Here is a 13402-nt window from a genome sequence, read left to right as displayed (position 1 = left end):
GCGTTCCGTAATTCGCCCGTACCGCCACCAGGAGCGGGACGTCCGCGCCCGCGTGGTTGCAGCCGCGCCCGGGGGTTGCAGCCGCGCCCGCGTGGTTGCAGGGGTCCCCTGCTACACAGAAAGCGGTAGCAGGGGACCCCTGCAACCCGCCCGGCCGGGCTTGCGCGCGGCGGGCCGGAGACGCACCGCGGGCGGAAGTGTCGGCCGGGCGGCATAGACTCGCCGTGCGATGCATGCTCTCTTCGAAATCCCGCCGTCCCAGTCCGCGTCGGAGTCCCCGTCCGCCGTGCCCCGTCGCGCCGGCTCCGGCCCGGCCCGGCCCGATCCGGGGGAGTTGCTGGCCGGGCTGAACGGGCCGCAACACGAGGCGGTCACCCACGCCGGGTCACCGCTGCTGATCGTGGCCGGAGCCGGCTCGGGCAAGACCCGGGTGCTGACCAACCGGATCGCCTACCTGCTCGCCGCGCGGGACGTGCACCCCGGCGAGATCATCGCGATCACCTTCACCAACAAGGCCGCCGGGGAGATGAAGGAGCGGGTGACCGCCCTGGTCGGCCCGCGTGCCCGGCTGATGTGGGTCTCGACCTTCCACTCCGCCTGCGTGCGCATCCTGCGGGCCGAGCACGAGCACGCCGGGCTGAAGTCGAGCTTCTCCATCTACGACGCCGACGACTCCCGCCGGCTGATGCAGCTTGTCGCCCGCGAACTGGACCTCGACCCGAAGCGCTACCCGGCCCGCGGGCTGGCCGCCCAGGTCTCCAACCTCAAGAACGAACTGGTCGACCCGGAGGCGTTCGCCGACCGGGCCAAGGGGCCCAACGAGCGGGCGCTCGCCGAGGCGTACACGCTCTACCAGCGGCGGCTGCGGGAGGCGCACGCGCTGGACTTCGACGACCTGATCATGACGACGGTGCATCTGCTCCAGTCGCACCCGCACGTCGCGGAGAGCTACCGTCGCCGGTTCCGGCACGTGCTGGTCGACGAGTACCAGGACACCAACCACGCCCAGTACGTGCTGATCAAGGAGTTGGTCTCCGGCACCGAGGGGATCGCGCCGGCCGAACTGTGCGTGGTCGGCGACGCCGACCAGTCGATCTACGCGTTCCGGGGCGCGACGATCCGCAACATCCTCGAGTTCGAGCGGGACTTCACCGACGCCCGGACGATCCTGCTGGAGCAGAACTACCGCTCCACCCAGACCATCCTGAGCGCGGCCAACGCGGTCATCGACCGGAACACCTCCCGCAAGCCGAAGCGGCTGTGGAGCGACGCCGGTGCCGGCGAGCAGATCGTCGGGTACGTCGCCGACACCGAGCACGCCGAGGCGGACTGGGTGGCCCGTGAGATCGACCGGCTGGTCGACGAGGGGGAGACCCGCCCCGGCGACGTGGCGGTCTTCTACCGCACCAACGCCCAGTCCCGGGTCTTCGAGGAGGTCTTCATCCGGGTCGGCCTGCCCTACAAGGTGGTCGGCGGGGTGCGCTTCTACGAGCGCAAGGAGGTCCGCGACGCGCTGGCGTACCTGCGCGCGGTGGTCAACGGTGACGACACGGTCAGCCTGCGCCGGATTCTCAACACCCCGCGCCGGGGCATCGGCGACCGGGCCGAGGCGTGCGTGGAGGCACTCGCCGCGCGGGACCGGATCTCCTTCGGCGCCGCGCTGCGACGGGTGAAGGACGCACCGGGCATCTCCACCCGGGCGGCGAATGCGATCACCGAGTTCGTGGCGCTGCTCGACGGGGTGCGGGAGCTGGCCGCCACCGGCACCCCGGAGGAGGCGCTGGAGGCGCTGCTGACCCGCTCGGGCTATCTGGCCGAGCTGGAGGAGAGCCTGGACCCGCAGGACGCCGGCCGGGTGGACAACCTCCAGGAGCTGGTCAGCGTCGCCCGGGAGTACACCGAGCGGGTCGAGGCGCTCGGCGCGGAGGGGGAGCGGGCCACGGTGGCGGGCTTCCTGGAGCAGGTCGCGCTGGTCGCCGACGCCGACCAGATTCCCAGCGACGACCCGGACCACCAGGGTGTGGTCACCCTGATGACCCTGCACACCGCCAAGGGCCTCGAGTTCCCGGTGGTCTTCCTCACCGGCCTGGAGGACGGCGTCTTCCCGCACCTGCGTTCGCTCGGCGACACCCGGGAGCTGGAGGAGGAGCGGCGGCTCGCGTACGTCGGCATCACCCGGGCCCGGCAGCGTCTCTACCTCTCCCGGGCGGTCACCCGCACGGCCTGGGGGCAGCCGGCCTACAACCCGCCGTCCCGGTTCATGGAGGAGCTGCCCACCGAACTGGTCCGCTGGGAGCGGACCGAGGGCTCGTACACGTCCTGGGCCGGCGGGGGCGGCGGGGTCGGCGGCCGGGCGGGCTCCGGGGACCGACTCGGCGCCGGGCGGGGCGGTGGCTTCACCGGTGGTACGCCGCGTGCGGCGCAGCTCGCCAAACGACTCGGGGTGGACGGCAGCCGCCTCGCCACCGCCAGCGAACTGCCGCAGGCGCCGAAGGTGGCGGTCGGCGACCGGGTCAACCACCAGCGCTACGGGCTGGGCCGGGTGACCGCGGTCGAGGGGCACGGGCCGGGTGCCCGGGCGCAGATCGACTTCGGCGACCAGCGACTCTGGCTGGTGCTCCGGCACGCTCCGATCGAGAAACTCTGACCCCTCCTCGGGTGCCGGCCGCCCGGCCGGCACCCGAGGGCGGGCTCAGCAACCCAGGTCGACGCCGCGGGCCCGCATGAACGGGGCCGGGTCGATCTGGTTCCACATGCCGCCCTGGTGCACCTCGAAGTGCAGGTGCGGGCCGGTGGAGTCGCCGGTGGAGCCCTCCCGGCCGATGGTGGTGGCGGCGGCGACCTTCGACCCGACGGACACCGAGGTCGAGTTCAGGTGGGCGTACTGGGTCAGGTAGCCGTTGCCGTGGTCGACGAAGACCGAGATGCCGTACCCGTCACCGGCGTCGCCGGCCTTCACCACCGTCCCGGCGGCCACGGCCCGGACCGGCGTGCCGGCCGGAAGGGCCAGGTCGATGCCGGCGTGCAGGGTGCCCCAGCGGGGCCCGTAGCAGGACGTGACCGCCGCACCGGGCATCGGGTTGACCCAGGCGGCCTTCGGCTTGCTGGTGGCCTTCCGGGTGGGCTTCGGGGCGCTGGTGGCCTTCCGCGTGGCCCGGGGCTTCGGGGTCGCGCTGGGCCTGGGGCTGGCCGAGGTCGGGGCCGGTGTCGGGCTGGTCGCGGTCGCCGAGGGGGTGGCCGGCGGACGGTCCGCGCGGTCGGCCCGGCGGGCGGCCTCGGCGCGGTCCTCGGCGTCCAGGGCGACCGGGGCCGGGGCGGGAGAGTCGTCGGAGCCGGTGGTGATCACGGTGGCGCCGGTCAGACCGAGACCGACCAGGGCCGCCGCACCCGCCACGAGGTACCGGGTCCGGAGCCGGTGCCACCACGGGCGTCCGACGCCGGGTTCCGTGGCCTGGTCACGGGTGTTCTGGTTCTGGCTGAAGCTGTCTTCCTGCACGGTGACCTTCACAGTCGTAAGGGCTACGGGACCCGGAAATCCTCGGTCGGGCCGACGGCGGAGGTGGTGCGGGGTTCGGCCACGAGCCGGGGACGGAACGGCGTCGCTGCCCGGCTATGTCCTCGTACGATGCCGTACGTCCCGATAAATGATCATGCTTTCCAGTGGGACCGGTCACACCTGGGCGAGTGACGCAGCACACTTTCGCCCGTACCGGGGCACAGAAAACCGCCCGGATCGTGTGATCCGGGCGGTGATCGGTCGTCGCGTTACGTCAGGACGCGGTGACGTCGCTGTAGATTGCCTCGACTTGTAGCTTGATGTCCGCTCCGCGCTCCTGGAGCCACGGCACCGGGTCGAGCGGCTCGCCCTTGACGTGGATCTCGAGGTGCAGGTGCGAGCCGTAGGAGTGGCCGGTGTTGCCGACCAGGCCGAGCTGGTCGCCCGCCTTGACCTGCTGCCCCTCCTTGACGCTGAGCTGGGAGGAGTGGCCGTAGATGGCCTCGGTGCCGTCAGCGTGCCGGACGATCACGGTGTAGCCGTACCCGCCGAACCAGCCGGCCTTGGTGACCGTGCCGTCGTGGATGGAGACGTACGGGGTGCCCTCCGGGGCGACCAGGTCGACGCCGGTGTGCAGTTCGCCCCCGCGCATGCCGTACGGGGTGGTGAACTCGTAGCCCTCGGCGAGCGGGAGCAGCCAGACCTCGGGCTCGGCGGCGTCGTCGGCGGCCAGGCGGGTGGAGTCCCGGGTGGCGCGCTCGGCGTCGATGCTCCGGTCGGCGAGATCCTGGCTGGTGACCGAGGCCTGGCGCAGCTCGTCGAGGACCGAGGGGTTGACGCCCTTGGCGTCGGGCATCGCGCTGGCGCCGAGGGCGACGACACCCGCGCCGACGAAGGCGGTGGTGACGACGGCGGCGTAGCGGCTGCGGGGCGGGGTGGGTACACGGCGGCGGCCGCGATATCTATCGGGCTCATCCAACAGCTGCTGGCGCACGCACACCCTCCGTTGTCGGGTTTCCGATGCGGTCCGGTCGGGTTCGTGACGCTCAGATGAACTCCGGCTGGCCGCGTCGTCACCCGTCCGTGGACCTGATGACAACCGTGGACACGGTAGCCAACCCCCGGACACCCCACAAGCCGGAGCGCCACATTGGAGTTTTATTTTGTCCGGTTGAGTGATGTGTTGTAGGGATTCGTTACCTTTGCTATTCGCCCTCGTTACCGCCCTTTCGTAGCTCTGCGTCATCACTACGCTGCGCATGTCCGACCGACGTGAGGCATGCCACCCGTCGATGGATCGTCGGCCGGATTTCCCGGCTGCGGTCCGTCGGTTACCGTTCGTTCAGGTGATCTGCCGCCGAGCCTGTGGAACCGCTGAGCCTGTGAGAGGTGTGCGCTGATGAGCTCTCGAATTCGGGTCGTCGTCGCCAAGCCGGGCCTGGACGGGCACGACCGGGGCGCCAAGGTGGTCGCGCGGGCGCTGCGCGACGCCGGCATGGAGGTCATCTACACCGGGCTGCACCAGACGCCGGAGCAGATCGTGGAGACGGCGATCCAGGAGGACGCCGACGCGGTCGGGCTCTCCGTGCTCTCCGGCGCGCACATGACGCTCTTCCGCCGGGTGCTGGAGCTGCTCGCCGAGCGGGACGCCCGTGACGTCGTCGTCTTCGGCGGCGGGATCATCCCCGAGGCCGACATCCCCGAGTTGGAGCAGATCGGCGTGGCCAAGATCTTCACTCCGGGCGCCACCACCCAGGCGATCGTCGAGTGGGTCCGGGGCAACATCGCCCAGCCGGTCGGCTGACCCCCGGCGAATGCCGCCGGCCCGGGTGCAACACCGGGCCGGGGACCGACCGGGAGAACCGGTGGCCGCTCGGGTGGAGCCGGTGGAAAACGGGGGGAGGGACCGGACGCACCCCTCACACGTCCGGCCCCTCTATGCACGATGCCCCGCCGCCACCCCTCGACCGACAGGGCATCGGCCGTCTCCCGTCATCGCGCTGACCAGCGCTCCGACACTTCTCTCAACGACCCCCCGGCACCAGGGGTTACGCCCCGTCGCGACGAGTTTCGCCCCGGCTGGCGGACGGACGGGGCTGCTCCCCGAGCCACCCGGGCGGAGTCCGGCGTTCCGCACGTCGCTGTGCGTTTCGGCACACCACGCACCCGCTCGGTTGCCGGTGGTGTCCTTCTCGTTAGGCTGCCGCAAACGGCCTGTCATCTGTGACGGCAGGCGTCAAGCTTTTTCCAACGCTGGTGGCGGCGCGACGGCGCGCCGCGGAGACGGGACGGGACGCGCAATCGTGGACCTGTACGAGTACCAGGGGCGGGACCTGTTCGAGCGACACGGACTGCCCGTGCTCGCCGGCGGCGTCGCGACGACCCCGGAGGAGGCACGCGCGATCGCCGAGCGCCTTGGCGGACGGGTGGTCGTCAAGGCCCAGGTGAAGGTCGGTGGCCGAGGCAAGGCCGGCGGCGTCAAGTTGGCCGAGGGCACGGAGGAGACGGTGGCCCGGGCCACCGACATCCTCGGCATGGACATCAAGGGTCACACCGTCCACAAGGTGATGATCACGGTGACCGCGGACATCGCCGAGGAGTACTACTTCTCGTACCTGCTCGACCGCGCGAACCGCACCTTCCTGTGCATCGCCAGCGTGGCCGGCGGCATGGACATCGAACAGGTCGCCGCCGAGACCCCGGACAAGGTCGTCAAGACCCCGATCGACGCCAACACCGGCGTGGACGAGGCCACGGCGCGGGAGATCGTCACCGCCGCCGGGTTCCCGGCCGAGGTCGCCGACCAGGTCGTCGGGATCGCGGTCCAGCTCTGGCAGGCGTTCGTCGCCGAGGACGCCACCCTGGTCGAGGTGAACCCGCTGGCCCGTACGGCCGACGGCAACGTGCTGCTGCTCGACGCCAAGGTGACCCTGGACGAGAACGCCGCGTTCCGGCACCCGGACCACGAGGCCCTGGTCGACCAGGCGGCGGTGGACCCGCTGGAGCAGCGGGCCAAGGAGAAGGACCTCAACTACGTCAAGCTCGACGGCGAGGTCGGCATCATCGGCAACGGCGCCGGTCTGGTCATGTCGACCCTCGACGTGGTCGCGTACGCCGGTGAGCGGCACGGCAACGTCAAGCCGGCGAACTTCCTCGACATCGGTGGTGGCGCGAGCGCCGCGGTGATGGCGAACGGGCTGGAGATCGTCCTGTCCGACCCGTCGGTCAAGAGCGTCTTCGTGAACGTCTTCGGCGGCATCACCGCCTGCGACGAGGTCGCCAACGGCATCATCCAGGCGCTGGCCCTGCTCGAGCAGCGCGGCGAGCAGGTGACCAAGCCGCTCGTGGTCCGTCTCGACGGCAACAACGCGGAGGCCGGTCGGGCGATCCTCGACGGCGCGAAGAACCCGCTCGTGCAGCGGGTCGACACCATGGACGGCGCGGCCGAGCGGGCCGCCGAGCTGGCGGCTGCGGGGGTCTGACAATGGCAATCTGGCTGACCAAGGACTCGAAGGTCATCGTCCAGGGGATGACCGGTTCCGAGGGTTCCAAGCACACCCGGCGGATGCTCGCCGCCGGCACCAACGTCGTCGGTGGCGTGAACCCGCGCAAGGCCGGACAGACCGTCGACTTCGACGGCACCGAGCTGCCGGTCTTCGCCAACGTGGCCGACGCCATGGCGCAGACCGGTGCCGACGTCACGGTGATCTTCGTACCGCCGCAGTTCACCAAGGGCGCGGTGGTCGAGGCGATCGACGCGGGCATCCCGCTGGCCGTGGTGATCACCGAGGGCGTCCCGGTGCACGACACCGCCGCCTTCTGGGCGTACAACGTGGCCCAGGGGGAGCGCACCCGGATCATCGGCCCGAACTGCCCGGGCATCGCCTCGCCGGGGGCCTCCAACGCCGGCATCATCCCGGCCGACATCACCGGCTCCGGCCGGATCGGTCTGGTCAGCAAGAGCGGCACGCTGACCTACCAGATGATGTACGAGCTGCGCGACATCGGCTTCTCGACCTGCGTCGGCATCGGTGGCGACCCGATCATCGGCACCACCCACATCGACGCGCTGGCCGCCTTCGAGGCCGACCCGGACACCGACGCCATCGTCATGATCGGTGAGATCGGCGGTGACGCCGAGGAGCGGGCCGCCGACTTCATCAAGGCGAACGTGACCAAGCCGGTGGTCGGCTACATCGCCGGCTTCACCGCCCCGCCCGGCAAGACCATGGGGCACGCCGGCGCGATCATCTCCGGCTCGGCGGGCACCGCCGAGGCGAAGAAGGAGGCGCTGGAGGCCGTCGGCGTCAAGGTCGGCAAGACGCCGACCGAGACCGCCAAGCTGATGCGGGAGATCATGTCGGCCGGCTGAGCCGAGAGCACGCACACCGGAGGGAGACGACCACGTGGTCGTCTCCCTCCGCGTCGCGGTGGTGCCCGGTCACAGGCCGTCGATCGGGTAGTTCCCGGTGGCCCGCAGAACCGCGCTGCCGATGATGTTGATCACGCTGAGCGCGATGGCCAGCCAACCCAGCACCTGCGACTGGCCGTACCGCCGGGCGTCCCGGATCGACAGCCAGCCGAAGACGATGCCGAGGATGCCGCAGCACAGCAGGCCGAGGACGATACCGAGCACGCCCCAGAGGGTGGTCCGGTCCTTGCCGGCGGCGGCTGGCGGTGGCGGGGCGTAGGGAGCGGACACGGCTTCCTCCGGGCGGTCAGGGCCGCGACCGCGGAAGGCCGCGCCTGGGCCGAGGTTAGACCGCGTGTACCGTCCCGGGCGGAAGGATCACCGAACTCGACCGTGATCCGCCGGGTTATCGGACTGCCCCCGCCCGTCCGGCGTGCCAGAGTAGAACCCGATGACCTCCGTCACCCCTGATCAGCCCCGCCGTCCCGCTGGCGTCGATCGCGACGACCGGCCGACCGGTCGTACCGGCCCGGTGCCCCGGCCGCGCCCCCGGCGTCCCGGCGCGCCCGACCGGGCGGACGGACGCCGCCGCCAGCGGGCCCCGCTCGCCGTCGCCGCCGGGGTGGCCGCCGGCTGGGCCGCCCTCACCTCGTACCTGCCGGTCGTCGTGGTGCTCGGGTTGATGCAGCTCAGCGAGGACGCGGCGTCGGTGGCCGGCGCGCTGCGCGCCGGGCTGGCCGGCTGGTTGCTCGGCCACGGTGTGCCGCTGGACACCAGCGCCGGCCCGCTCGGCCTCACCCCGCTGGCCCTGACCGCCCTGGTCGTCTGGCGGCTGACCCGGGCCGGGGTGCACACCACCCGGGCACTGGGCGCGCGGGGCACCCGGGAGGTCCGCCCGGCGCTCGTCGCGGCGGGTGCGGTCGGTCTCGGGTACGCGCTGCTCGGCGTGCTCGCCGCAGCCGGCGCCGGCACCGACGGGATGCGGCTGCACCCGGCGCGGGCCGGGATGACCCTCGGTCTCGTCGGTGTGGCCGCCGCCCTGGTGGGCGCGCTGCGGACCACCGGCCTCCCGGACGGACTGCTCCGGCGGGTGCCCTCCGCCCTGCACGACGGGGTCCGCACCGGCCTGGTCGCCGGGCTGCTCCTGACCGGGGCGGGCGCGGGGGCCGCCGGGCTGGCCATCGCCACCGGTGGTGGCGACGCCGCCGACATGATCGGCGCCTACCGGACCGGGGTGGCCGGTCAGGCCGGGATCACCCTGGTCAGCCTCGCCTACGCGCCGAACGCCGCGATCTGGGCCACCAGCTACCTGCTCGGACCCGGGTTCGCGGTGGGCACCGACACGGCGGTACGCACCAGCGAGGTCTCCGTCGGCGCGCTGCCGGCCGTACCGCTGCTCGCCGGCCTGCCGCGCGGACCGGTCGACGGGTTCGGCGCGCTGCTGCTCGCGGTGCCGGTCCTGATCGGGATGGCGGCGGGCTGGCTGCTCGCCCGTCGGCTGCTCCGGTCGGCCGCCGAGGACCGGACGCCCCTGGCCTGGGGGCCGCTGCTCGGTACGGCGGTGCTCGCCGGGCCGGTGGCCGGTCTGCTGGTGGGCGCGGCGGCAGCGGTCTCCGGTGGTTCGCTCGGCGGCGGCCGGCTCGCCGAGGTGGGCCCGGTCGCCTGGCAGGTGACCGCCGTGACCAGCGCGGTCGTGGCGGTCGGCGCGCTACTCGGGGCTGCCGCCACCCGCGCCTTCACCCGCCCCTGAGCCCCTGACGTCCCCTCCGCGCCCCACGCGTCCCGCCGTCGGCCAGAGCCGCAGGAGGCTGGCCCGGACGGCAACGGGGCGTCCGGAGGACTCCGGACGCCCCGTCTGGGGGCCGTGGTCGCTGGTCAGGACACGTTGAACGTGTTCAGGTTCAGCGCGACACCGAGGATCGCGTTCGCCAGCCCGAGGACGATGCCCACCGCGCCGGTGATCAGAGCGGTCGTGGCCTGGCCCTTGTTGTTGGCCAGCCCCTGGTCCGCCTTCTTCTGGCCCATCACGCCCAGCACCACGCCGGCGATGCCGAGGATGATGCCGAGGAACGCGCAGCAGATCGCGAAGACGATCGAGGTGATACCGACGATCATCCCGATCAGGCCGAGGTTGTTGTTCTGCGGCGCCGCACCGAACTGGCCGTACTGCCCGGCCGGGTAGCCCGGTGCCGCGCCGTACGGCTGCTGCTGCGCGTACGGGTCCCCGTACGGCTGGCCCGAGGCGGGCTGGCTGTACGGCTGCCCCGAGGACGGGTCCCCGTACGGCTGGCCCGAGGCGGGCTGGCCGTAGGGCTGACCCGAAGTCGGCTGGCCGTACGGCTGGCCCGAGGTGGGCTGGCCGTAGGGCTGACCCGGCTGGCCGTAGGGCTGACCCGAGGTGGGCGGCTGACCGTACGGGTCGTGCGGCTGCTGCCCGTACGACGGCTGCGGCGGCTGACCGTATGGGTCGGAGTACTGCGGCGAGGTGGGATCCGACGGCGGCGGCTGCTGGCCGTACGGGTCCTGACCGGGGTTGTCGGGCTGCATGCGCGCTGCTCTCCTTGTTGGTGCGGCGTTGGGAGGGTCAGACGGTTGTGTTCGCGCCCATCAGCGACCCGAGACCACCCAGCAGGCAGCAGATCAGGGCGATGGCGTACCAGGCGAGGCCGACGATGAGGGCCCACTTCGACCACTTCTTGCTCTCCGCCGCCGCGGCCTGGGCCGCCGCGTAGTTACCCTGCTGAACCAGCGGGTTGACCTTGGAGGCGTTGATCAGCGCAGGGATGGCGAGCGGCCAGAAGAGGAAGATGGCCACGATCGACATGGTCATGTTGTTGTCGATCTGTTGCGGCGGCTGCTGGGGGTATCCGGGCTGCATGGGGTGAACTCCTTGATCGGGTGACCGCGAACCGGGCCGCCCGTGGCTGGGGTGGGCCGTTCGCGCGTCGAGTATCGAGCGGGGGCAGAGTACCTGTTCGGGGCGACGTCCGGGGTGACCGGCGGGCCGTGGTCCCACGGTGAGGACCGGCTGGTGGAGGGTCCGGCCAGCGGAAGGGGGCCGACTCCCGCCCGATAGGGTGATCCGGTGACCGAGCCCGCGTCCGCCGCCCGCATCGTCGTCCTCGTCTCCGGGTCCGGCAGCAACCTCCAGGCCCTGCTGGACGCCAGCACGGATCCGGCGTACGGAGCCCGGGTGGTCGCGGTCGGCGCCGACCGGGACGGCATCGCCGGGCTGGAGCGGGCCGCAGCCGCCGGAGTGCCCACGTTCGTGGAGCGGCTGAAGGACCACCCCACCCGCGAGGAGTGGGACCGGGCGCTCACCGTCCGGGTCGCCGAACACCGGCCCGACCTGGTCGTCTCCGCCGGTTTCCTGAAGCTCGTCGGCCCGCACTTCCTGGCCGCCTTCTCCGACCGCTACCTCAACACCCACAACACCCTGCTGCCGGCGTTCCCCGGCATCCACGGCCCCCGGGACGCCCTCGCCTACGGCGTGAAGATCACCGGGGCGACGCTCTTCTTCGTCGACGCGGGCATGGACACCGGTCCGATCGTCGCCCAGGTCGCGGTGCCGGTCCTCGACGACGACGACGAGGAGACGCTCACCGAGCGCATCAAGGAAGCCGAGCGGCGGCAGCTCGTCGAGCAGGTCGGCCGCCTGGTCCGGGCAGGTTGGACGATCACCGGAAGAAAGGTCACCACTGGCGTGAGCACCCCCTCCGACGGGCGCCGGCCGATCCGGCGGGCGCTGGTCAGCGTCTACGACAAGAGCGGCCTGGCCGAGCTGGCCCGCGCCCTGCACGACGCCGGGGTCGAGATCGTGTCGACCGGCAGCACCGCGTCGACGATCGCCGGGGCCGGCGTGCCGGTGACCGCCGTCGAGACGGTGACCGGGTTCCCGGAGATCCTCGACGGCCGGGTCAAGACCCTGCACCCGTCGATCCACGGCGGCCTCCTGGCCGACCTGCGCAAGGAGTCGCACGCCGACCAGCTCGACGAGCACGGCATCACCGGCATCGACCTGCTGGTCTCCAACCTCTACCCGTTCCAGGCCACGGTCGCCTCCGGAGCGGGCGTCGACGAGTGCGTCGAGCAGATCGACATCGGCGGGCCGGCGATGGTCCGGGCCGCCGCCAAGAACCACGCCTCGGTCGCCGTGGTGACCGACCCGGCGGCGTACGCGGCGGTGGTCACCGCCCTCGGTGCGGGCGGCTTCACGCTGGCGCAGCGGCGCGCACTCGCCGCCCGCGCCTTCGCCGACATCGCCGAGTACGACATCGCCGTGGCGAACTGGTGCGCCGCGCAGCTCGACCCGGAGCAGGCGGACTGGCCGGTCTTCGCCGGTCTGGGGCTGCGCGCCCAGCGGGCACTGCGCTACGGCGAGAACCCGCACCAGCAGGCCGCCCTCTACACCGACCCGGACGCCCCGGTCGGGCTGGCCCAGGCCGAGCAGCTGCACGGCAAGGAGATGTCCTACAACAACTACGTCGACGCGGACGCCGCCTGGCGGGCGGCGAACGACTTCACCGACCAGCCGGCCGTCGCGATCATCAAGCATGCCAACCCGTGCGGCATCGCGGTCGGCGGGGACGTGGCCGACGCGCACCGCAAGGCGCACGCCTGCGACCCGGTCTCCGCGTACGGCGGGGTGATCGCCGTCAACCGGCCGGTCACCGTCGAGCTGGCCAAGCAGGTCGCCGAGATCTTCACCGAGGTCCTGGTGGCGCCGGAGTTCGAGGCGGGCGCGGTCGAGGTGCTCCAGGCCAAGAAGAACCTGCGCCTGCTGCGCGCCCCGGCCTGGGCCCCGCCGCCCGCCGAGTGGCGGCAGGTCGGCGGTGGTGTGCTGGTGCAGACCGCCGACCGCGTGGACGCCCCCGGCGACGACCCGGCCGCCTGGCGGCTGGTGGCCGGCGAACCGGCCGACGACGACCTCCTGCGGGACCTGGCCTTCGCCTGGCGGGCGGTCCGCTCGGTCAAGAGCAACGCCATCCTGCTGGCCGCCGACGGCGCGACCGTCGGGGTCGGCATGGGGCAGGTCAACCGGGTCGACTCGGCCCACCTCGCGGTGAACCGGGCCGGTGCCGACCGGGCCCGGGGCGCGGTCGCCGCCTCGGACGCGTTCTTCCCGTTCGCCGACGGGCTCAAGGTGCTGATCGACGCGGGCGTCCGGGCCGTCGTGCAGCCGGGCGGTTCGATCCGGGACGACGAGGTGATCGCCGCCGCCGCCGAGGCCGGCGTCACCATGTACCTCACCGGCACCCGTCACTTCTTCCACTGACGGCTTACTGACGACCCGCCGGCGCCGCCGGCTGCCCCCCGGGCGCCGCACCGGCGGCCCGGTGGCGCCGCACGGGCGGGGGCGCGTTCTTCGGGTGCCTGCAGGGGTCCCCTGCTACCGGATTCTGTGTAGCAGGGGACCCCTGCAACCAGCCGACCCCCACACCCCGCACCGGAGGGGTAGGGCGCGGGTCGGCGGAACGGCGGGGGTCGGTCGTGAG

Annotated in this window: 11 protein-coding genes and 1 pseudogene; 7 read left to right on the top strand and 5 right to left on the bottom strand. The window is 72.5% G+C overall.

The genetic code is table 11. The features are described 5' to 3' along the window. Nucleotides 1-229: 229 nt before the first annotated feature. Complete coding sequence (gene pcrA, locus IGA62_RS08235; protein ID WP_145815541.1) at nucleotides 230-2647, top strand: DNA helicase PcrA; 2418 nt, start codon at nucleotides 230-232, stop codon at nucleotides 2645-2647. Between the two features lie 45 nt (nucleotides 2648-2692). Here pcrA and IGA62_RS08230 read toward each other — a convergent pair whose 3' ends face one another. Both IGA62_RS08230 and IGA62_RS08225 read right to left on the bottom strand, forming a co-directional pair. Then, nucleotides 2693-3496 (bottom strand): M23 family metallopeptidase, encoded by an 804-nt coding sequence (locus tag IGA62_RS08230; protein WP_145815542.1) that lies wholly within the window; start codon nucleotides 3494-3496, stop codon nucleotides 2693-2695. Nucleotides 3497-3770: 274 nt separating this feature from the next. Beyond that, the gene (locus tag IGA62_RS08225; RefSeq protein ID WP_145815543.1) at nucleotides 3771-4490 is read right to left on the bottom strand and encodes a M23 family metallopeptidase; all 720 of its coding nucleotides are present in this window, start codon (nucleotides 4488-4490) and stop codon (nucleotides 3771-3773) included. Between the two features lie 405 nt (nucleotides 4491-4895). On the opposite strand from IGA62_RS08225, the gene IGA62_RS08220 reads away from it, so the two are divergent. The 3 genes from IGA62_RS08220 to sucD all read left to right on the top strand — a co-directional run bounded on the left by IGA62_RS08220 (nucleotide 4896) and on the right by sucD (nucleotide 7868). After that, nucleotides 4896-5300 carry a cobalamin B12-binding domain-containing protein gene (locus IGA62_RS08220; protein WP_145815544.1) on the top strand — a complete coding sequence of 135 codons (405 nt, stop codon included), beginning with the start codon at nucleotides 4896-4898 and terminating at the stop codon, nucleotides 5298-5300. Nucleotides 5301-5799: 499 nt separating this feature from the next. Next, nucleotides 5800-6978: an ADP-forming succinate--CoA ligase subunit beta gene (sucC, locus tag IGA62_RS08215; RefSeq protein ID WP_145815545.1), complete on the top strand. Its 1179-nt coding sequence runs from the start codon at nucleotides 5800-5802 to the stop codon at nucleotides 6976-6978. Nucleotides 6979-6980: 2 nt separating this feature from the next. Then, nucleotides 6981-7868: a succinate--CoA ligase subunit alpha gene (gene sucD, locus IGA62_RS08210; RefSeq protein ID WP_145815546.1), complete on the top strand. Its 888-nt coding sequence runs from the start codon at nucleotides 6981-6983 to the stop codon at nucleotides 7866-7868. A gap of 69 nt (nucleotides 7869-7937) precedes the next feature. On the opposite strand, the gene IGA62_RS08205 is transcribed toward sucD, so the two are convergent. Then, on the bottom strand, nucleotides 7938-8198 hold the full coding sequence (locus IGA62_RS08205) for a hypothetical protein (RefSeq protein ID WP_145815547.1): 261 nt from the start codon (nucleotides 8196-8198) through the stop codon (nucleotides 7938-7940). Nucleotides 8199-8358: 160 nt separating this feature from the next. On the opposite strand from IGA62_RS08205, the gene IGA62_RS08200 reads away from it, so the two are divergent. Next, the gene (locus IGA62_RS08200) at nucleotides 8359-9657 is read left to right on the top strand and encodes a cell division protein PerM (RefSeq protein ID WP_145815548.1); all 1299 of its coding nucleotides are present in this window, start codon (nucleotides 8359-8361) and stop codon (nucleotides 9655-9657) included. 125 nt (nucleotides 9658-9782) lie between these two features. Here the strand turns inward: IGA62_RS08200 and IGA62_RS08195 are convergent, their stop codons facing one another. Both IGA62_RS08195 and IGA62_RS08190 read right to left on the bottom strand, forming a co-directional pair. Beyond that, a complete protein-coding gene (locus IGA62_RS08195; RefSeq protein ID WP_145815549.1) occupies nucleotides 9783-10454 on the bottom strand; it encodes a DUF4190 domain-containing protein in 672 nt (223 codons plus the stop codon). Between the two features lie 37 nt (nucleotides 10455-10491). After that, the gene (locus IGA62_RS08190; RefSeq protein WP_145815550.1) at nucleotides 10492-10785 is read right to left on the bottom strand and encodes a CD225/dispanin family protein; all 294 of its coding nucleotides are present in this window, start codon (nucleotides 10783-10785) and stop codon (nucleotides 10492-10494) included. A gap of 207 nt (nucleotides 10786-10992) precedes the next feature. Here IGA62_RS08190 and purN point away from each other — a divergent pair. Beyond that, nucleotides 10993-11610 (top strand): annotated as a pseudogene (gene purN, locus IGA62_RS29575) (phosphoribosylglycinamide formyltransferase); the annotation flags it as partial. Further along, complete coding sequence (purH, locus tag IGA62_RS08185; protein WP_198501258.1) at nucleotides 11611-13182, top strand: bifunctional phosphoribosylaminoimidazolecarboxamide formyltransferase/IMP cyclohydrolase; 1572 nt, start codon at nucleotides 11611-11613, stop codon at nucleotides 13180-13182. It begins immediately after the preceding pseudogene. Nucleotides 13183-13402: the final 220 nt, after the last annotated feature.

The organism is Micromonospora sagamiensis (assembly GCF_014680085.1).
GTDB lineage: Bacteria > Actinomycetota > Actinomycetes > Mycobacteriales > Micromonosporaceae > Micromonospora > Micromonospora inyonensis.
The sequence above is the reverse complement of the archived record's forward strand: the minus strand, read 5'-3'. Positions and strand labels throughout refer to the sequence as shown.

What these genes read in the sequence shown, in the direction of transcription:
- IGA62_RS08190 (WP_145815550.1), bottom strand. Translation starts at nt 10,785, where the DNA reads ATGCAGCCCGGATACCCCCAGCAGCCGCCGCAACAGATCGACAACAAC.
- sucD (WP_145815546.1), top strand. Translation starts at nt 6,981, where the DNA reads ATGGCAATCTGGCTGACCAAGGACTCGAAGGTCATCGTCCAGGGGATG.
- IGA62_RS08220 (WP_145815544.1), top strand. Translation starts at nt 4,896, where the DNA reads ATGAGCTCTCGAATTCGGGTCGTCGTCGCCAAGCCGGGCCTGGACGGG.
- IGA62_RS08200 (WP_145815548.1), top strand. Translation starts at nt 8,359, where the DNA reads ATGACCTCCGTCACCCCTGATCAGCCCCGCCGTCCCGCTGGCGTCGAT.
- pcrA (WP_145815541.1), top strand. Translation starts at nt 230, where the DNA reads ATGCATGCTCTCTTCGAAATCCCGCCGTCCCAGTCCGCGTCGGAGTCC.
- IGA62_RS08195 (WP_145815549.1), bottom strand. Translation starts at nt 10,454, where the DNA reads ATGCAGCCCGACAACCCCGGTCAGGACCCGTACGGCCAGCAGCCGCCG.